The sequence below is a fragment of the Pseudomonas peli genome (genome assembly GCF_050563605.1).
GTDB lineage: Bacteria > Pseudomonadota > Gammaproteobacteria > Pseudomonadales > Pseudomonadaceae > Aquipseudomonas > Aquipseudomonas peli_A.
Map to the genome: position 1 here is coordinate 189,263 of NZ_JBNXUH010000005.1, position 18,136 is coordinate 207,398.

The window sequence follows — 18,136 nt, forward strand, 5'->3', positions numbered from 1 at the left end:
CGCCGCTACAACCCGCCGCTGACGCCCAGATTAAGGCCTATGGCAGTAGCCAAAGACAGCGGCAGCAACAGGGTATCCAGCAACGCGCTAACCGGCAGGTCGGCGGCAGGGTAAGCTGGCGCCTCGGCGCCGAAGCGCTCATTGGCGCAGCAACCGCCCTGCAGCGCATACAAGTTCAATCGGGTACCCGCATACACCACCGGCGCGCCTGGCTTGGCGGCATCCAGGGTGCGCACGGTGGCGCAGCCGCTGAGTGTTAGGCCCAACACCAGGCAAACGGCCGCGCGGGCCAGAGGCTTATTCATCCGGGGTGATCTGATGGTGCTCGCCCCAGCGCGGCAGCATGTCCTGGGGGATATTCAGGCAGTTGAGGATGCGCGCCACGACGAAGTCGATCAGATCATCGATGGTCTGCGGCTGGTGATAGAAGCCCGGCGCGGCCGGCAGGATAATCGCGCCCATGTTCGACAGTTTGAGCATGTTCTCCAGATGAATGCTGGAGAACGGCGCCTCACGCGGCACCAGAATCAATTGACGACGCTCCTTGAGGGCCACGTCGGCGGCGCGCTCAATAAGGTTGTTGCAGGCGCCATTGGCAATCGCAGAGAGTGAGCCGGTGCTGCAGGGCACCACCACCATCGCAGTGGGCGCACCCGAGCCAGAGGCCGCCGGCGCCATCCAGTCTTCTTTGCCAAACACGCGAATCTGCCCCGGCGCGGCGCCAGTGTACTCGCTCAAGAATGCCTGCATGGCCTGCGGTTTGCTCGGCAGACTGACATCCGTTTCGGTGGCCATGACCAACTGCGCGGCCTTGGAAATCAGAAAGTGCACCTCGCGCTCTTCCTGCACCAGGCAGTCGAGCAGGCGCAGGCCGTACTGAGCGCCGGAGGCACCCGTCATGGCCAAGGTAATACGTTCAGGACCGGACATTTATGCCTCCAAGGCCGCAGCCAACTTGCCATGCAAGCCGCCAAAGCCGCCGTTGCTCATCACCACGACCTGGGTGCCCGGTGTCGCTTCTGCCTTGACCCCTGCAATGATCGCTTCCAAGGAATCGCAGACCTGAGTCGGCACGGTCGACGTAGCCACGGTGCCAGCCAGATCCCAACCGAGATTCGGCGGCGCGTACCAGTACACAGAGTCAGCCTGCACCACGGATTCCGACAGGCCATCGCGGTGCGCGCCGAGCTTCATCGAGTTGGAGCGAGGCTCGACGATGGCGATCAGCTTGGCATCGCCGATGCGCTTGCGCAGACCATCCAGGGTGGTGGCAATCGCCGTTGGGTGATGGGCGAAGTCGTCGAAGATGGTCACGCCCTTCACTTCGGCGACCTTCTCCATGCGCCGCTTGGCATTGATAAAGCCGCACAGCGCGGCGATGCCCAGCTCCGGCACCACGCCGACATGCCGCGCCGCCGCCAGTACCGCCAGGGCATTGGCCACGTTGTGCTGGCCGGTCAGCTGCCAGTCCACGGTGCCTGCGGTTTTACCCTCGAAACTCACCTCGAAGCGCGAGCCGTCGGCGCTAAGGAGGCGCGCTTGCCACTGACCGCCCTCACCTGTGGTTTGCACCGGCGTCCAGCAACCCATCTCGATTACCCGCTTAAGCGCAGGCTCGGTGGTCGGATGAATGATCAGGCCGTCGCCCGGAATGGTGCGCACCAGATGGTGGAATTGCCGCTCGATGGCCGCCAGATCCGGGAAGATATCTGCGTGATCGAACTCCAGGTTATTCAGGATCGCGGTACGCGGGCGGTAGTGAACAAACTTGCTGCGCTTGTCGAAGAAGGCGCTGTCGTATTCGTCGGCCTCGACCACGAAGAACGGCGTACCGCCCAAGCGCGCGGAGATACCGAAGTTCTGCGGCACGCCGCCAATCAAAAAGCCCGGGCTCATGCCGGCATGCTCCAGCACCCAGGCCAGCATGCTCGAGCTGCTGGTTTTACCGTGGGTGCCGGCCACCGCCATCACCCAGCGGCCCTGCAGCACATGGTCGGCCAGCCACTGCGGGCCACTGACATAGGGCAGGCCCTTGTTCAGCACATATTCCACCGCCGGGTTGCCGCGCGACAGGGCGTTACCGACCACCACCAGATCCGGTGCGGGGTCGAGCTGGGCGGCGTCATAGCCTTGGGTCAGTTCGATGCCCTGAGCCTCCAGCTGGGTGCTCATGGGCGGGTAAACGTTGGCGTCGGAGCCGGTCACGCGGTGGCCGAGTTCCTTGGCCAGCACGGCCAGCGAGCCCATAAAAGTGCCGCAGATGCCGAGAATATGGATATGCATGATTTACCTTGAAGGCGTCGTCAGAGCCGGTGAATAAGGCGGGATAAAAACTGGCCGCAGATTAGCACAGCGCCGCCGCCCCGCAGAGGCCTGGCGGCGCGCTGCGGGCCGTGGTTCAAGAGGTGCGGTTCAAAGCGTTGAGCGCAGCTTGATCCCGTGTTTACGCAACTTGCGGTACAGGGTGTTGCGGCTGATGCCCAGTTGTTCGGCGCTGCGGCTCATCTGCCAGTGCTGCGCCTCTAGGACCGCGAGCAGCGCCTGACGTTCGGCGTCGCCCAACTGGTCGGGTTTGGCGGCGGGCAACAGGGCAAGCGCGGGGCGTGCATGGCGAATCTCGGCGGGCAGTTCGGAGTGGCTGATCACGCCGTTTTCGCACAACGCGCATAGGGTGCGCAGCACATTGCGCAGCTGGCGCACATTACCTGGCCAAGGGTAGGCAAGCAGCGCCTCGCGGGCCGCATCATCAAGCCGCGCAGATTGCCCACGCGCCTCTTCGGCCAGCAGAAATTCCAGCAGCGCAAGCTTGTCGCTGCGTTCACGCAAAGGCGGTAGCTCGATCACCAGGCCATTGAGGCGGTAGAACAGGTCCTGACGAAACTCACCGCTGGCTACCCGCTGGGTGAGGTCGCGATGGCTGGCGCTGATCACCCGCACATCGATGGCTTGCGATTCGCCGCCAATTGGTTCAACCCGGCGCTCTTCCAATACCCGCAGCAAACGGGTCTGCAGCGCCAGCGGCATATCGCCGATTTCATCGAGAAACAGCGTGCCGCCATCGGCCTGCTGCAACTTGCCGCGCATGCCTTCCTTGCGCGCGCCGGTAAAGCTGCCGCCGCGATAGCCGAACAGTTCGCTCTCGATCAGGCTCTCGGGAATTGCCGCGCAGTTCAGCGCGACAAAGGGCTTACCGCCACGCGAGCTGACCTGATGCAGGGCCTTGGCAAAGGCTTCTTTGCCGGTGCCGGTTTCGCCGCCGATCAGCAGCGGTACATCACGCTCGTAAACCCGCAGCGCACGGCGAAAATCACTCTGTAAACCGGGATCGGCCAGGCATAGCCCTGGCGTTGCCAAGCTCGCGGCAGCCAGTGCCTGAGTACTGCGCCGAGGCTGGCCACGCAGCATGGCAAACAGTAACTGGCCACGCTGGGTATACAGCGGCCAACTGGCGCTGGGCTGCGCCGAAGCACGACCGAGCAGGTCATCCAGGCGGCAATCAAATACCTCGATCAATGTGCGCCCGAGCAGCTGTCGACGCGACAGGCCCAGCAGGTTGATCGCACTCTGATTCACCGCACTCACGCGGCCATCGCCATCGAAAGCCAACAGCCCTTCGCTGAACTGGCCGATGTATTCAGCCTGGGCATGAAAACGCAGCAGCCATTCGCCTTCATAGCTGCGCAGAAAGTGGCAGCCCTCAATGGCCTTGGCCGACAGGTTGACCAGGGCCATGGTGTGGAACTGGCTCTGCCGCGATACGTCATGCCGCGCCGAGGACACATCCAGTACCGCCAGCAGCTCGCCATGCGGGTCAAACACCGGGCTGGCCGAGCAGGTCAGGCCGGTATGCCGGCTGCGGAAATGTTCGTTCTGGTGGATGGTCAGCGGCTGGCGCTCGACCAGGCAAGTGCCGATGCCGTTGGTGCCTTCGCAGGCTTCGCTCCAGTCGGCACCCAGCCACAGCCCGGCCTGCTCGAAGGTGCGCTTTTCCGCCTGTTCGGTGACGCAGTTGAGGATCACCCCACGCGCATCAGTCAGCAGCACCGCATGGCCAGAGCCGGCCAACTGGCGGTGCAGGCTGTTCATCTCGTTACTGGAAATCTCCAGCACCTGTTGCAGCTGTTCGCGCCGCTCGAGCATGTGCGCGTGCTCGATCACTGCCGGCGGCATGCTCTGCGCCGGGTCGAGGTGATGCTGCTGCAGGCAGCGCAGCCAGGAGCGCGCCACCGAGGAATCGGCAGCCGGACCGGCGAGTTGACCGCGCCCTTGGGCCACGGTCAGCACCTGCTGGGCGTGGCGGCTTGCAGGGTTGTGCATTGTTATTGTTCTCCGCGTTGGAGGTGCACGTGGTGACCGAGCATCTACCAGCTTTCCGGCCATTGCAAGACACGCTGACCGGCGAGTCACCGCGCTGTATCGACCCTGGTACAGAGTGTCACGCGGCCTGTATCAGGGCCGATACAGCCCGCGAGCCACAATCCCTCGCTATACACCACGTAACCGCTCTAACCCGGCCATTACGCTCTCCTGGCCCAGCCCTTGCTCTGTCTCTGGACAAGCGCCACAGCGCGCCTCTCGCTGCATCACCAGAACAAGCATAAGAACCAGGAGATATTCAGCATGCGTTACGCCCATCCCGGTACCGAAGGTGCCCTCGTTTCCTTCAAATCCCGCTATGGCAACTACATCGGCGGCGAGTTTGTCGCGCCGGTCAAAGGCCAGTACTTCACCAATACCTCGCCGGTGAACGGCCTGCCGATTGCCGAGTTCCCGCGCTCCAGCGCCGAGGATATCGACAAGGCCCTGGACGCCGCCCATGCCGCCGCCGATGCCTGGGGCCGCACTTCGGTGCAGGAGCGCTCGCTGACCCTGCTGAAGATCGCCGACCGCATCGAAGCCAATCTGGAAGTGTTGGCCATCACCGAAACCTGGGACAACGGCAAGGCCGTACGCGAAACCCTGAATGCCGATATTCCCCTGGCCGCCGACCATTTTCGCTACTTCGCCGGCTGCCTGCGCGCCCAGGAAGGTAGCGCCGCCGAGATCGACGGCAACACCGTGGCCTACCACATCCATGAACCGCTGGGCGTGGTCGGGCAGATCATCCCGTGGAACTTCCCACTGCTGATGGCCGCCTGGAAACTCGCCCCGGCCCTGGCCGCCGGCAACTGCGTGGTCTTGAAACCAGCCGAGCAAACCCCGCTGGGCATCAGCGTGCTGATGGAGCTGATCGGCGACCTGCTGCCGCCGGGCGTGCTCAACGTGGTGCAAGGTTTTGGCAAGGAAGCCGGCGAGGCGTTGGCCACCAGCAAACGTATCGCCAAGATCGCCTTTACCGGTTCCACCCCGGTTGGCGCGCATATCATGAAATGCGCCGCCGAGAACATCATCCCGAGCACCGTGGAGCTGGGCGGTAAATCGCCGAATATCTTCTTCGAAGACATCATGCAGGCCGAGCCGAGCTTTATCGAAAAGGCCGCCGAAGGTCTGGTGCTGGCCTTCTTCAACCAGGGTGAGGTGTGCACCTGCCCATCGCGCGCCCTGGTGCAGGAGTCGATCTACCCAGCCTTTATGAAAGAGGTGATGAAGAAGGTCGAGCAGATCAAGCGCGGCGACCCGCTGGACACCGAGACCATGGTCGGCGCCCAGGCGTCCGAGCAACAGTTCGACAAGATCTTGAGCTACCTGGAAATCGCCAAACAGGAAGGCGCTGAACTGCTGACCGGCGGCGCGGTGGAAAAACTCAGCGGCACCCTGGACGGCGGCTATTACATCCAACCGACCCTGCTCAAGGGCCACAACAAGATGCGCGTGTTCCAGGAGGAAATCTTCGGCCCGGTGGTCAGCGTCACCACCTTCAAGGATGAAGCCGAAGCCCTGGCGATTGCCAACGACACCGAGTTCGGCCTCGGCGCCGGCCTGTGGACCCGCGACATCAACCGCGCCTACCGCATGGGCCGGGCGATCAAAGCCGGGCGCGTGTGGACCAACTGCTACCACCTCTACCCGGCGCATGCCGCCTTCGGTGGCTACAAGAAGTCCGGTGTCGGCCGCGAAACCCACAAGATGATGCTCGATCACTACCAGCAGACCAAGAACCTGCTGGTCAGCTACGACATCAACCCACTCGGCTTTTTCTAAGCCCCTGCGCAACCGCAGCCGATGCCGGAAACGACATCGGCCTGCCAGCCCGCGCACCAGGTCTAGACCAGAGACGTAGTTGGCACAACGGTTGCTGATCCACTGGGTAACACTTTTCCCTCAAATACCTACAAGCCTGGCCGGGCGTGCGCTGCGGCCAGCTTGTTGATAAGGAATTCCCATGGCAGCAGAACAAATCAGTGCGGTAGGTCTACCGCAAGGCACCGATTTAGAGCAGGTCGATGCCGATTACTTCCAAAGCAGACAATTGAAGAAGGGCGCAGCAGGCTGGGTATTGCTGGTCGGCCTGGGCGTTGCCTACGTGATTTCCGGCGATTACGCCGGCTGGAACTTCGGTCTAGCCCAGGGCGGTTGGGGCGGCATGTTTCTCGCCACGCTGCTGATGGCGCTGATGTACCTGTGCATGTGCTTCTCCCTGGCAGAACTGTCCTCGATGATCCCCACCGCTGGTGGTGGCTATGGCTTTGCCCGCAGCGCCTTCGGCCCCTTGGGCGGTTTTCTCACCGGTACGGCGATCCTCATCGAGTACGCCATTGCCCCGGCGGCGATTGCGGTGTTTATCGGCGCCTACTGCGAGTCGCTGTTCGGCATTGGCGGCTGGGCGATCTACCTGGCCTTCTATGTACTGTTTATCGGCATCCACATCTTCGGCGTCGGTGAGGCGCTGAAGCTGATGTTTATCATCACCGCCGTGGCGGCGATTGCCCTGGGCGTATTTATCGTCGCGATGGTGCCGCACTTCTCGGTGGCCAACCTGCTCGATATCCCGGTAACCGAAGCCACCGGCGCCAGCAGCTTCCTGCCGTTCGGCTATGTCGGCGTGTGGGCGGCGATCCCCTATGCAATCTGGTTCTTCCTCGCAGTTGAAGGCGTGCCGCTGGCCGCTGAAGAAACCCGCAACCCGCAGCGCGACATGCCGCGCGGGCTGATCGGCGCCATGCTGGTGCTGCTGGCCTTTGCTCTGCTGATTCTGGTCGTGGGCCCAGGCGGCGCCGGTGCCAACGCGCTGATGGCCTCCGGCAACCCGCTGGTGGAAGCGCTGACCATTGCCTACGGCGAATCCACCTGGATGAGCAGCTTCGTCAACCTGATCGGCCTGGCCGGTTTGATTGCCAGCTTCTTCTCGATCATCTACGCCTACTCCCGGCAGATCTTCGCCCTGTCGCGCGCCGGCTACCTGCCGCGTTCGCTGTCGCTGACCAACAAGAACAAGGCCCCGGTTCTGGCCTTGATCGTGCCCGGCCTGATCGGCTTTGCCCTGTCGCTGACTGGCCAGGGTGACCTGCTGATTCTGGTGGCAGTGTTCGGCGCCACCATCTCCTACGTGCTGATGATGGCCGCGCACATCACCCTGCGCGTGCGCCGTCCGGAGATGCATCGCCCCTATCGCACCCCAGGCGGCATCCTTACCTCAGGCATCGCCTTGGTGCTGGCCTGCGTGGCCGTGGTTGCTGGTTTCCTGGTAGACCCACGGGTGGTGATTGGCGCTGCGGTTATCTACGCCGTGCTGATAGCCTACTTCGCCCTGTACAGCCGCCATCACCTGGTGGCCGGTACGCCGGAAGAAGAATTCGTCGCCATCGGTAAAGCCGAGGCCGCGCTCAAGTAACACCCGCCGCGCTGGCGCAGCATGATCGTGCTGCGCCAGCGTGGCGTTTGGGAGACACGCGATGTCCAGTTTTCAGCATACGGTAGGTGGTGAAATCTACCGTTTCGACAGCCTCGCCGAGGTCATGGCCAAGGCCAGCCCGGCGCGCTCCGGCGACTTTCTCGCCGGTGTGGCGGCGAGCAATGCCGGCGAACGGGTCGCAGCGCAGATGGCCCTGGCCGATATTCCGCTCAAGCATTTCCTTAGCGAAGCGCTGATTCCCTACGAAGCCGATGAAGTCACCCGGCTGATCATCGACAGCCATGACCTGGCGGCCTTCGCCCCGGTCAGCCACCTCACCGTAGGCGACTTTCGCGACTGGCTGCTCGGCGACAGCGCCGATGAAGCCAGCCTGCGCGCCCTTGCGCCCGGCCTGACGCCAGAAATGGCCGCAGCGGTATCGAAGATCATGCGCGTGCAGGATCTGGTGCTGGTGGCGCAGAAAATCCGCGTGGTCAGCCGTTTTCGCAATACCGTCGGCCTGCGCGGGCGCATGTCCACCCGCCTACAGCCGAATCACCCGACCGATGAGCCGGCCGGCATCGCCGCAAGCATTCTCGACGGCCTGCTGTACGGCAATGGCGACGCCATGATCGGCATCAACCCGGCCACCGACAGCATCAGTTCGATCTGCGACATGCTGAAGATGCTCGACGGCATCATTCAGCGTTATGAAATCCCCACCCAGGCCTGCGTGCTGACCCACGTCACCACCTCGATCGAGGCGATCAACCGTGGCGTACCGCTGGACCTGGTGTTCCAGTCGATTGCTGGCACCGAGGCAGCCAACGCCAGCTTTGGCGTCAGCCTGCAGATTCTCCAGGAAGGCTACGACGCCGGCCTGAGCCTCAAGCGCGGCACCCTCGGCGACAACCTGATGTATTTCGAAACCGGCCAGGGCAGCGCGCTGTCCGCCGGCGCCCACCATGGCCTCGACCAGCAAACCTGCGAGACCCGCGCCTACGCAGTGGCGCGGCATTTCAAACCATTTCTGGTGAATACCGTGGTCGGATTTATCGGCCCGGAGTACCTGTATAACGGCAAGCAGATCATCCGCGCCGGTCTGGAAGACCACTTCTGCGGCAAGCTGCTGGGCCTGCCGATGGGCTGCGACATCTGCTACACCAACCACGCCGAAGCCGATCAGGACGACATGGACGTGCTGCTGACGCTGCTGGGCGTGGCCGGGATCAACTTCATCATGGGCATCCCCGGCTCCGACGATGTGATGCTCAATTACCAGACCACCTCCTTTCACGACGCGCTGTATGCCCGGCAGAGCCTGGGGCTGAAACCGGCCCCCGAGTTCGAAGGCTGGCTGCAGCGCATGGGTATCTTCACCCAGGCCGATGGCCGCCCGCGCATGGGCAACAGCCTGCCGCCGGCGTTTCGTCAGGCCCTGGCGCAGCTTGGTTAGCAGAGGAGTCACTTATGTACGATGACAGCCCACTCAGCGGCGCCAGCGAAAATCCCTGGCAGCAACTGCGCAACCTCACCCCGGCGCGCATTGCTCTGGGCCGCGCCGGCACCAGCATACCGACCCGCGCCCAGCTGGATTTCCAGTTCGCCCATGCCCAGGCTCGCGATGCCGTGCACCTGCCGTTTGATCACGGCGCATTGGCCGCTGGCCTGGCCCACCAGCATCGGCAGAGCCTGCTGCTGCACAGCGCCGCCAAGGACCGCGACACCTACCTGCAACGCCCGGACCTGGGGCGGCGTTTAAGTCACGAATCCGCCGAGCTGCTGGGTCAGCACCGCGAAAACAATCCGGATGGCTACGACCTGGCCATCGTCATCGCCGACGGTCTGTCTGCCTTGGCCGTGCACCGTAACGCCCTGCCCATGGCGGCGCATATCGAGGAACAGGCCGCTGCCGAAGGCTGGAGCGTGGCGCCCGTGGCCCTGGTCAGCCAGGGTCGCGTTGCCGTGGCCGATGAAGTAGCCGAACTGCTCGGCGCGCGCATGGTGGTGATTCTGATCGGCGAACGGCCAGGCCTGAGTTCGCCAGACAGCCTGGGGCTGTACTTCACCTACGCGCCCAAAGTCGGCCTGACAGACGCCTACCGTAACTGCATCTCCAATGTGCGCCAGGAAGGCCTGAGCTACGCCATGGCCAGCCATCGCCTGCGGTACCTGATGCGCGAGGCCTGCCGCCGCCAACTGTCGGGGGTCAATCTGAAGGATGAGGCCGAAGTGCCGCTGATAGCCGGCGGGGCGCAACGCGAAAACTTTCTTCTTGGATGAAGGGAAATTTCCGCAAACTACAACCAAACGCTTGTTTGGATTGCACTTTCCAAAAGCTTTAGGCAGCATCGGGGTCGTTCGCAGGCAGCGCTGCCGTGTTGCCGAAGCCATCCACATGACTGAAGTAGAGGCTCACCATGCGCATCGTCCAAGCGACCCTGGAGCATTTGGATCAACTCACGCCACTGTTCGTCAATTACCGCGAACACTTTGGCCAGCTGCCCTACCCCGACTCCTCGCGCGCCTTTCTGGAAAAGCGCATCAGCCGCAAGGAATCGGTGATCTACCTGGCCATGGCCGACGATGAGGAGAAGATTCTCGGCTTCTGCCAGCTCTATTCGAGCTTCTCCTCGCTGTCGCTCAAGCGCGTGTGGATTCTCAACGACATCTACGTCTGCCAGGACGCGCGCCGCCAGCTGGTGGCCGACCGCCTGATCCAGACCGCCAAGCAGATGGCCAAAGACACTAACGCCGTACGCCTGCGTGTGGCCTCCAGCATCAACAACGAAGTGGCGCACAAGCTCTACGAATCCATCGGTTTCAAGGAAGACACCGAGTTCAAGAGCTTTGTCCTGCCGATCACCGAAGATTTCACCGCGCCGTAATCTGCCCAGCCAGCGACGCACAATGCGCCGCTGGCTCAGCCCCTCAGCCTTCCAGGCTAAGCCACAAACCAATCCCAAGCTGTAGAACCAGCAAGCCCAAGGCGGCCAGTTGCCAGCTCTGCCGATAGTGCCGCGTGCGGCGCGTGGCTGCCGGCTGCTGCAGTAATGGCTGGCGCAACGCCTGCTCGAATTCCGACAGTGCCTCGAAGCGCGCCTCCGGCCTCGGCGCCAAAGCTCGCGCCAGCACGCCATCCCAACCCATAGGCACCTGCACACTGAACTGCGCCAGCGGTACATAGCGGCTGTTGCTGTCGGCATCCGCCTGCGCCACTTCCGGCCAGCGCCCACAAAATAGCCAGTAGGCCAGCGCCGCCAGGGCGAATTGGTCAGCTCGGCCATCCACGACCTTACCGCCACGCGCCTCGGGGGCCAGCGGCACCGCCTGCGCGGGCAATGCCTGCTGCGGCACCCCAGGCAACAGCGCAGCATGTTCGGGCAGCAACAGCAGGCGGCCGCCGTCATCCAGCAGAATATTGCGCGGGTCCAGCCACAGCCCCTGCATGCCGCGCCGCTGCAGGCCGCGCACAGCAGCGATCAGCTGTTCAAGTAGAGCCAGCACCGTCAACCCATTGATCGGGCCATGAGCCGCCACCCAGCCGGTCAGGCTGCGCATGCCCTTGCCCGCAGGCTCGAACAGCCAGAAGGCATGCTCGCGCGACTGATGTGAAGACATCACCTGCGCCAGGCTGGCCACCGGACTGCGCCGTAGCGCCCACTCGCGTTGCCAGAAGGCTTCATCCGCATCCTGTTCGGCCAGCCACAGCATGGCCTCACGCCCACGCCGATCAGTGGCGCGAAACACCCGCCCAGGCGGACCATAGGGACAGGTCGAGAGCAGCTTCCAGCCATCCAGCTGCAGGCCCGGTTGCGCATTAGCCACCGCCCGCCAGGGCTCACGCGGGGCCAGTGCCGGTGAGCTGTCGGCTTCACCCGGCAGCAATAACACCGCTGCGCCAGGGGCCTGCAGCAATGGCGCAAGCAGCTCTGGCAATGGATCGCCCTGCAGCGCCTCGCCTGCGCCACGAAAGCCTCGCAGGTCCGCCACATCCAGCAGTGGCTGCGGCGCCAGCAGCAACAGCTCGCCAGGGCTCAGGGTCAGGCTGTGCTGCACCAGCGCCAGCTCGGCCTGCGCGCCCAGCTGCAGGCCATCGCGACCGATCAGGCTCTGTGCCGCGCCGCCCTGATAGCGCCGTAAACCGATGGCCCCAGCCTGGAGAAACTGCGCATCGCCGTTCTGCAGCAACAGCAGCCCGGCATTCAGTTGAGCAAGGTTGCGCCCGGCCTGGCGCTGGCGAAACAGCTGCTGATTGAACGCCGCCAACACCTGCCGCGCCGCCTGGGCTTCGCTCCAGCCGCCGGGGGTGCAACAGCAATCAGCCAGCAGGCCGTCCAGGTACGCCTCCAAAGTGCGCACCACATCAGTGCATTCGCGCGCCCAGAGTAGCGCCACCAGCAGCACCGGCGGTCGCCCTTCCCGACCAGGCAACCAAGTCGCGCGGGCCCGTGCAGCCTGACTTGGCAGGTCGAGGCCATGGCCGCAAAGCAATTGCACGGTGGGATGATGCAGACGCTCGATCGACATTGGCAGCCCTCCCAGGTCGCGGATAAGCATGCCGTTGCAGCCTTTGTGCCGACTTGCCCAGCACTGGCACCCGGCTTATGGTGGGCGCTTTCCACCGTCCGAGCAGAGTCCATGTGGTCGCTCCGCGCCTGGCGTCGCCAGCGCATCCTTGCCCGTCATCCCGTGAGCAGCGCGCAGTGGCAGGCCGTATTGCAGCACTTGCCGATCCTCGACGGCCTGAATGACGCCGAACAGCAGCGCCTGCGCGAACGCGCCGTGCTGTTTCTGCATCACAAACACCTCAGTGCCCTGCCCGGCGTCGAACTGGACGGTCACGCACGCCTGTTGTTGGCGGTGCAGGCCGAGCTGCCGCTGCTGCACCTGGCCGACCTCAACTGGTATCAGGGCTTCCATGAAATCGTCCTCTACCCGGATGACTTCGTCAGCCCGCAGCGCCACCGCGATGCCAGCGGCGTGGTCCACGAATGGGACGCCGAGCACAGTGGCGAAGCTTGGCAGCAAGGCCCGGTGATTCTCGCCTGGCCCGGCGTGCAGGCCAGCGGCCAGTGGCATGGCTACAACCTGGTGATCCACGAGCTGGCACACAAGCTGGACATGCTGAATGGCGACGCCAACGGCCTGCCGCCACTGCACAGCAATATGGCCGTTCAGGAGTGGGCCAAGGCCATGCAGAGCGCCTTCGATCAGCTAAACCAAGAGCTGGACGCCGATCCCGAGACCGAAACCGCCATCGACCCTTATGCCGCGGAAAACCCGGCGGAGTTCTTCGCCGTTACCAGCGAATACTTCTTCAGCGCCCCGGACCTGCTCGCCGAAGCCTTCCCGGCGGTGTACGCACAGCTGGCACTGTTCTACCGGCAAGACCCGCTGGCGCGCCTGCAGCAGTTGCAGGCCAGCAATCCGGACTATCAGGTCAGAACCGAAGACAGTGAGTTCGCGACCAATGGCTAGGCATCCTGGCGTAGCAACCCCGGGGGAATATGCCTATAATCGCGCCACTTTTTTGGCCCACCCCTCGGGAGTCGCCCCATGAGCTACAGCAAGATCCCAGCTGGTAAAGACCTGCCAAACGACATCTACGTCGCCATCGAGATCCCGGCTAACCACGCGCCGATCAAATACGAAATCGACCACGATACCGATTGCCTGATGGTCGACCGCTTCATGGCCACCCCGATGTTCTACCCGGCCAACTACGGTTTTATCCCGCACACCCTGGCTGACGACGGTGATCCCCTCGACGTACTGGTCGTGACCCCGTACCCAGTGGCTCCTGGCTCAGTTATCCGCGCCCGTCCAGTTGGCGTACTGCTGATGAGCGACGAAGCCGGTGGCGATGCCAAGCTGGTTGCCGTACCGCACGACAAATTGAGCGTGCTGTACAAAGACGTACAGGAATACACCGACCTGCCCCCGCTGCTGATCGAGCAGATCAAGCACTTCTTTGAGAACTACAAAGATCTCGAGAAAGGCAAATGGGTCAAGGTTGAAGGTTGGGCTGGCGCCGACGAGGCCCGCAACCTGATTATCAAGGCGGTCGCTGCTTACCAAAAATAAGTAGTGCCCACCCCCTAAAAACCGGCCACAAGCCGGTTTTTTTATGCCTGCCATCCATGGCAGCCACCCTTCGGGCCGTCGCTGCGCGACGTTAAAAACTGCTCCAGACAGTTTTTTATGTCTGCGATTTGACTAGCGCTGAGTAAGAGACCTTGGTCGACTTGGCCCAACCACGCGCGCTGGTTAAGCTGCTGACCTTTTGCCCGAGCCTTTGCCATGCCTGTGTTCGAGATTCTGCTGCTGGTACTTGCCGGTTTTGCCGCTGGCGGGATGAATGCCCTGGCCGGTGGCGGCACGTTTTTCTCCTTTCCAGCGTTGCTCGCTGCGGGTCTGCCACCGGTGACGGCCAATGCCACCAATGCCGTGGCATTGTGGCCGGCCAGCCTGGCTGGAGCGTGGGCGGCGCGGGATTCGCTGCGCCCGCTGGGACGCTATCTGCTGCCGTTGCTGGCGGCCGGGCTAGCTGGCGGGCTGCTGGGTGGGCTGTTGCTGCTGGTTGGCGGTGATGCGGTGTTTGCCAAGCTGATTCCCTGGCTGCTGCTGGCCGCCACCGCGCTGTTTGCCGCCAGCCCCAGGCTGAGTCGCTGGTTGGCCGCCCGCCGTGCCGAGACTGCACAACCGCCGCACGGCCCATTGTCACTGGCCGCGCATGTCGGTGTATCGATCTATGGCGGTTACTTCGGCGCCGGCATGGGCATTCTGCAACTGGCGGCGTTTTCCATCGAAGGGCACCCGCTGGCCCGCGCCAACGCCCTGAAGAACCTGATTTCCGCAGTGATCTACAGCGTCGCCACGGCGACTTTTATCATCGCCGGCCGAGTCAGTTGGTATGAACTGGTGATTCTGCTGGTGGGTGCCACCCTGGGCGGCTATGTCGGCGGCGCGCTTGGCCAGCGCTTGCCAGCCAAATTTCTGCGTCTGCTGGTGATCGGCGTGGGTAGCGGCATGACGCTTTATTACTTCTGGGCGACCTATTTCGCCCAGTAACAACCCTTAACTTTTCCCGCGCTTGCGAAACTCCACCGGGGTCTCGCCGACCCAGCGCTTGAAGGCGCGGTAGAAGGTGCTCGGCTCAGAGAAGCCGGTGCGCTCGACTATCACTTCGATACGCTCGTCGGTGTTAAGCAGCAGGTCCTTAGCCAAACGGCAGCGGTAGTCGGTGACCAGGTCGTTAAAGCGCACCCCGGCCATGGCCAGACGCTCGCGCAACCGCCGCGCCGGCATATTCAGCCGCGCAGCGACCTGCTCCAGGGTGGCGCCGCTGTCGACCAGCAACTCGCCAATCAATTCGCGCACCTTGCGCACCAGGTCCAGCCGCTCGACTTCGGCCAGCTGCCGACGCGCCAGCGACTCGTGCATGCGCAGCAGTTCCGGCGCGGCATGCCGTGAGGTCTTGTCCAGCACCGAGGCATTGAACACCAGCGCGTAGCGCTCGCCACCCAGTTGCGCCGGGCAGCCATAGACCTGCTGATAGCGCTCGGCAGGCGCACCCTCGGCATGCATAAACTGCACTTCATAGGGGGTGAAATCGCCTTCGGTCAGCGCATCAAACAGGCGAATTACCGCACCGGCGAGCATTTCCGGGAAGTGCCGTGGCGTACCGGGAATCAGCCCGAGCACCAGCACGGCGCGCTCGCCCTGCACTTCCAGCTTGGCATTCAGGGTATCGGAGAGCAGGCGCACATAGCGCAGGGCATGGCGCAGGCCTTCACCGAAGGTTTCACTGGAAAGGAACAGGTATTCCAGCAGCAGGCCGTGGAATGCCGGCAGGTGCTGGGCCAGATAGAGACCGACATGCTCTTCGCCGCACTCATCGATGGCGGCTTTCCAGAACAGTGCCTGGGCCGCATGGGGAAAGCGCCCGGCAGGCAAGCCACCAGGCGGCAGGCCAACACGCGCCAGCACTCGATCGGGATCGGTACCGCTGGCACGCAAGGCGTCGATCACCGGGCGCATCAGCGCCACGTCGTCAGTCAGGTCACGCATATTGAAGAGTTCTTATTGTTTGCGAGGCGCGGCCATCTTAGGCAGCTTTAGGCCCTGCGCTCAAGGCGTGAATCGCGCGTGGTTGAGCGATTGACTGGCCTGCCGCACTGCCAGGCGATGCGGCCAATGCACGGCGGCGCTGGCCGACTAAGCTGCTGCCACCGTTCTGAGGAGTTTGCCCATGGCCATCGACTGGCTCGAACTGCCCGCACCACCTGCCCTACCCGCCCTGTTTCTGCGCGCAGCCCTGCGCCGGCGTGTGACTGGCCGCAGCCTGCCCGAGCTGGGCGTGCGTTGCCAGGTCACGGTCGAGCCCAAGCACCTGGCGCGCTATCGACAGATCTGCGGATTTAGCGATGATCATCTGCTGCCCGCACCCTACCCGCACATCCTGGCGTTTGCCCTGCAGATGCAGTTGCTCACCGACAAGCGCTTCCCCTTCCCGCTGCTCGGCCTGGTGCATCTGGAAAACCATATCCGCGTGCTGCGTCCACTCGGCGGCCTCGGGCCGTTTACCGTCAGCGTGCAAGTGCAGGATCTGCAGCCCCACGACAAGGGCGTGACCTTTAGCCTGATCACCCAACTACATGACCAGCTTGGCCTGCTCTGGGAAGGCGATAGCCGCATCCTCTGCCGCGCCCTGCGCCTGGACGGCCAGCCCGCCGAGCGCGACGCCGAAACCGCGCTTGATCAAACCACCCTGGCGCACTGGCAAGCCCCGGCGGATATCGGTCGCCGTTATGCGCGCATCGCTGGCGACTACAACCCAATCCATATGTTTGCCGCCACCGCCAAACTGTTCGGCTTCCCCCGCGCCATTGCCCATGGCCTGTGGAACAAGGGCCGCGCCCTGGCCGAACTGGGCCCGCGCCTGCCCGCTGCCGGTTATACAGTGAGTGTGCGTTTCCAGAAGCCCGTGCTGCTGCCGGCCGAGGTGCGCCTGCTGGCCAGCGAGCCGGCCAGCAGCGGCCAGTTCAGCCTGCTCGGTCAGGATGAACTGGTGCATATGAGCGGCAGCTGGCGGCCACTCGAGTGAAATCTCGCCTGAAATAAAGCAGACGGCTGCCGGTAACTACCCGGCAGCTGCTTGCACAGTGCAGATGAACCCTCGAAGCTATGCTCCTCTTTGCTGGAGCGCCCGATGAACCTCGCCGAACTGACCACCCGCATGCACGCCATTCGTGATCGCAACGACTGGCGGCAATTCCACAGCCCGAAGAACCTGGCCATGGCCGCCAGCGTGGAAATGGCCGAGCTGGTGGAAATCTTCCAGTGGCTAACCGAGGCGCAGTCACGCGAGCTACCCGCCGAGCAACTGGCCCATGCCGGTCAGGAAATCGGCGATATCGTCCTCTACTTGGTGCTGCTGTGCGGCGAGCTTGGCCTGGATATGGAGCAGGTGGTGCGCGCCAAGCTGGCCGACAACGAACGGCGCTTTCTCGGAGACGCGCCATGACTGACCGGCACTTTGACGAGTTGGCCACGCGCTTTGCCGAGAAGATCTATGGCGGCGCCAAGGGCGCGATTCGCCTGGCCGTGCTCCAGGCCGACCTGGCCGAAGCCCTGCCCGAGCGCCCGCTGCGGGTGCTGGATATTGGCGCGGGCCTTGGCCATATGTCGCTGTGGCTGGCCGAGCGCGGCCATCAGGTGACGCTGACCGAACCCGCTGAACCGATGCTGAATGGCGCCCGCGAGCGCTTTGCTGCCGCCGGCCAGCAGGCCACCTTTATCCAGGCGCCCTGGCAGGACCTGCTCGGCCAGCTCGAGCAACCCTATGACCTGGTGATCTGCCACGCAGTGCTGGAATGGCTGGCCGAACCGCACAGCATCCTGCCGGTGCTGCACCAGCTGTGCGCACCCGGCGGCTGGTTGTCGCTGGCGTTCTACAACAAGGACGCGCTGATCTACCGCAACCTGCTCAAGGGCCACTTCCGCAAACTGCGCAAGGCCGAGTTCGCCGGTGAGAAACAGAGCCTGACGCCGCAGATGCCGCTTGATCCGCGCGAGCTGGCGGCGCAACTTGAGGCTAATTGGCAGGTCGAAAGCCAGAGTGGCGTGCGGGTGTTTCACGACTATATGCCGCAACCCTTCCAGGCCAAGGCCGAGCTGCTCGACCTGCTGGAAATGGAACTGGCCTACCGCCGCCACCCCAGCTTTGCCGGTCTGGGCCGTTACTTACACTGGATCTGCCGGCCACGCTGACAGGCCGTTGAAAAACTACCTACGTTGGCAATACTGCGTTAAAAACAGGCTCGGAATGCTCATTTACAACAGTAAACTCCGCTTCCTCGC

Annotated in this window: 17 protein-coding genes; 11 read left to right on the plus strand and 6 right to left on the minus strand. The window is 63.5% G+C overall.

All coding sequences use genetic code 11. From position 1 onward, the window contains the following. Positions 1-5: 5 nt before the first annotated feature. The 4 genes from ACQ4LH_RS07950 to ACQ4LH_RS07965 form a co-directional block, all read right to left on the minus strand. Positions 6-305, minus strand: coding sequence for a YceK/YidQ family lipoprotein (locus tag ACQ4LH_RS07950; RefSeq protein WP_430696708.1), 300 nt, complete (start codon positions 303-305; stop codon positions 6-8). Beyond that, the gene (gene ubiX, locus ACQ4LH_RS07955; protein WP_430696709.1) at positions 298-930 is read right to left on the minus strand and encodes a flavin prenyltransferase UbiX; all 633 of its coding nucleotides are present in this window, start codon (positions 928-930) and stop codon (positions 298-300) included. Before ubiX ends, ACQ4LH_RS07950 begins: the two co-directional genes overlap by 8 nt. Beyond that, positions 931-2,283 (minus strand): UDP-N-acetylmuramate:L-alanyl-gamma-D-glutamyl-meso-diaminopimelate ligase, encoded by a 1,353-nt coding sequence (mpl, locus tag ACQ4LH_RS07960; RefSeq protein ID WP_430696710.1) that lies wholly within the window; start codon positions 2,281-2,283, stop codon positions 931-933. A 129-nt stretch (positions 2,284-2,412) separates the two neighbouring features. Continuing rightward, the gene (locus ACQ4LH_RS07965) at positions 2,413-4,317 is read right to left on the minus strand and encodes a sigma-54-dependent Fis family transcriptional regulator (protein ID WP_430696711.1); all 1,905 of its coding nucleotides are present in this window, start codon (positions 4,315-4,317) and stop codon (positions 2,413-2,415) included. A 303-nt stretch (positions 4,318-4,620) separates the two neighbouring features. On the opposite strand from ACQ4LH_RS07965, the gene exaC reads away from it, so the two are divergent. The 5 genes from exaC to ACQ4LH_RS07990 all read left to right on the plus strand — a co-directional run bounded on the left by exaC (position 4,621) and on the right by ACQ4LH_RS07990 (position 10,659). Continuing rightward, positions 4,621-6,141 carry an acetaldehyde dehydrogenase ExaC gene (gene exaC / locus ACQ4LH_RS07970; protein ID WP_430696712.1) on the plus strand — a complete coding sequence of 507 codons (1,521 nt, stop codon included), beginning with the start codon at positions 4,621-4,623 and terminating at the stop codon, positions 6,139-6,141. Positions 6,142-6,322: 181 nt separating this feature from the next. Next, the gene (gene eat, locus ACQ4LH_RS07975) at positions 6,323-7,771 is read left to right on the plus strand and encodes an ethanolamine permease (RefSeq protein WP_305592591.1); all 1,449 of its coding nucleotides are present in this window, start codon (positions 6,323-6,325) and stop codon (positions 7,769-7,771) included. A gap of 61 nt (positions 7,772-7,832) precedes the next feature. Continuing rightward, on the plus strand, positions 7,833-9,227 hold the full coding sequence (locus ACQ4LH_RS07980) for an ethanolamine ammonia-lyase subunit EutB (protein WP_430696713.1): 1,395 nt from the start codon (positions 7,833-7,835) through the stop codon (positions 9,225-9,227). Positions 9,228-9,241: 14 nt separating this feature from the next. After that, the gene (gene eutC, locus ACQ4LH_RS07985) at positions 9,242-10,054 is read left to right on the plus strand and encodes an ethanolamine ammonia-lyase subunit EutC (protein ID WP_430696714.1); all 813 of its coding nucleotides are present in this window, start codon (positions 9,242-9,244) and stop codon (positions 10,052-10,054) included. A 137-nt stretch (positions 10,055-10,191) separates the two neighbouring features. Then, positions 10,192-10,659, plus strand: coding sequence for an N-acetyltransferase family protein (locus ACQ4LH_RS07990; protein WP_430696715.1), 468 nt, complete (start codon positions 10,192-10,194; stop codon positions 10,657-10,659). A gap of 43 nt (positions 10,660-10,702) precedes the next feature. Here the strand turns inward: ACQ4LH_RS07990 and ACQ4LH_RS07995 are convergent, their stop codons facing one another. Next, complete coding sequence (locus ACQ4LH_RS07995; RefSeq protein WP_430696716.1) at positions 10,703-12,301, minus strand: protein kinase; 1,599 nt, start codon at positions 12,299-12,301, stop codon at positions 10,703-10,705. A gap of 111 nt (positions 12,302-12,412) precedes the next feature. Between ACQ4LH_RS07995 and ACQ4LH_RS08000 the strand changes: the two genes are divergently transcribed. From ACQ4LH_RS08000 to ACQ4LH_RS08010, 3 genes are all read left to right on the plus strand, one after another. Then, entirely contained in the window at positions 12,413-13,252 is an 840-nt protein-coding gene (locus ACQ4LH_RS08000; RefSeq protein ID WP_430696717.1) for a zinc-dependent peptidase, read from the plus strand. 78 nt (positions 13,253-13,330) lie between these two features. Next, positions 13,331-13,858, plus strand: coding sequence for an inorganic diphosphatase (gene ppa, locus ACQ4LH_RS08005; protein ID WP_305592579.1), 528 nt, complete (start codon positions 13,331-13,333; stop codon positions 13,856-13,858). Positions 13,859-14,074: 216 nt separating this feature from the next. Further along, on the plus strand, positions 14,075-14,845 hold the full coding sequence (locus ACQ4LH_RS08010; protein WP_430696718.1) for a sulfite exporter TauE/SafE family protein: 771 nt from the start codon (positions 14,075-14,077) through the stop codon (positions 14,843-14,845). A gap of 6 nt (positions 14,846-14,851) precedes the next feature. On the opposite strand, the gene ACQ4LH_RS08015 is transcribed toward ACQ4LH_RS08010, so the two are convergent. After that, positions 14,852-15,844, minus strand: coding sequence for an AraC family transcriptional regulator (locus ACQ4LH_RS08015; protein ID WP_430696719.1), 993 nt, complete (start codon positions 15,842-15,844; stop codon positions 14,852-14,854). 181 nt (positions 15,845-16,025) lie between these two features. Here ACQ4LH_RS08015 and ACQ4LH_RS08020 point away from each other — a divergent pair, with 181 nt between their 5' ends. From ACQ4LH_RS08020 to ACQ4LH_RS08030, 3 genes are all read left to right on the plus strand, one after another. Beyond that, positions 16,026-16,880: a MaoC/PaaZ C-terminal domain-containing protein gene (locus ACQ4LH_RS08020; RefSeq protein WP_430696720.1), complete on the plus strand. Its 855-nt coding sequence runs from the start codon at positions 16,026-16,028 to the stop codon at positions 16,878-16,880. Positions 16,881-16,985: 105 nt separating this feature from the next. Next, complete coding sequence (locus ACQ4LH_RS08025; protein WP_430696721.1) at positions 16,986-17,300, plus strand: nucleotide pyrophosphohydrolase; 315 nt, start codon at positions 16,986-16,988, stop codon at positions 17,298-17,300. Beyond that, a complete protein-coding gene (locus ACQ4LH_RS08030) occupies positions 17,297-18,046 on the plus strand; it encodes a methyltransferase (RefSeq protein WP_430696722.1) in 750 nt (249 codons plus the stop codon). Before ACQ4LH_RS08025 ends, ACQ4LH_RS08030 begins: the two co-directional genes overlap by 4 nt. The last annotated feature ends 90 nt before the right edge of the window (positions 18,047-18,136 follow it).

Excerpts from the sequence above, each read along its gene's own strand:
- ACQ4LH_RS07980 (WP_430696713.1), top strand. The coding sequence starts at position 7,833 with ATGTCCAGTTTTCAGCATACGGTAGGTGGTGAAATCTACCGTTTCGAC.
- ACQ4LH_RS08015 (WP_430696719.1), bottom strand. The coding sequence starts at position 15,844 with ATGCGTGACCTGACTGACGACGTGGCGCTGATGCGCCCGGTGATCGAC.
- eat (WP_305592591.1), top strand. The coding sequence starts at position 6,323 with ATGGCAGCAGAACAAATCAGTGCGGTAGGTCTACCGCAAGGCACCGAT.
- ACQ4LH_RS08010 (WP_430696718.1), top strand. The coding sequence starts at position 14,075 with ATGCCTGTGTTCGAGATTCTGCTGCTGGTACTTGCCGGTTTTGCCGCT.
- ACQ4LH_RS08025 (WP_430696721.1), top strand. The coding sequence starts at position 16,986 with ATGAACCTCGCCGAACTGACCACCCGCATGCACGCCATTCGTGATCGC.
- ubiX (WP_430696709.1), bottom strand. The coding sequence starts at position 930 with ATGTCCGGTCCTGAACGTATTACCTTGGCCATGACGGGTGCCTCCGGC.
- ACQ4LH_RS08020 (WP_430696720.1), top strand. The coding sequence starts at position 16,026 with ATGGCCATCGACTGGCTCGAACTGCCCGCACCACCTGCCCTACCCGCC.
- ACQ4LH_RS07990 (WP_430696715.1), top strand. The coding sequence starts at position 10,192 with ATGCGCATCGTCCAAGCGACCCTGGAGCATTTGGATCAACTCACGCCA.
- ACQ4LH_RS08000 (WP_430696717.1), top strand. The coding sequence starts at position 12,413 with ATGTGGTCGCTCCGCGCCTGGCGTCGCCAGCGCATCCTTGCCCGTCAT.
- ACQ4LH_RS08030 (WP_430696722.1), top strand. The coding sequence starts at position 17,297 with ATGACTGACCGGCACTTTGACGAGTTGGCCACGCGCTTTGCCGAGAAG.
- ACQ4LH_RS07965 (WP_430696711.1), bottom strand. The coding sequence starts at position 4,317 with ATGCACAACCCTGCAAGCCGCCACGCCCAGCAGGTGCTGACCGTGGCC.
- exaC (WP_430696712.1), top strand. The coding sequence starts at position 4,621 with ATGCGTTACGCCCATCCCGGTACCGAAGGTGCCCTCGTTTCCTTCAAA.
- ACQ4LH_RS07950 (WP_430696708.1), bottom strand. The coding sequence starts at position 305 with ATGAATAAGCCTCTGGCCCGCGCGGCCGTTTGCCTGGTGTTGGGCCTA.
- ACQ4LH_RS07995 (WP_430696716.1), bottom strand. The coding sequence starts at position 12,301 with ATGTCGATCGAGCGTCTGCATCATCCCACCGTGCAATTGCTTTGCGGC.
- ppa (WP_305592579.1), top strand. The coding sequence starts at position 13,331 with ATGAGCTACAGCAAGATCCCAGCTGGTAAAGACCTGCCAAACGACATC.
- eutC (WP_430696714.1), top strand. The coding sequence starts at position 9,242 with ATGTACGATGACAGCCCACTCAGCGGCGCCAGCGAAAATCCCTGGCAG.
- mpl (WP_430696710.1), bottom strand. The coding sequence starts at position 2,283 with ATGCATATCCATATTCTCGGCATCTGCGGCACTTTTATGGGCTCGCTG.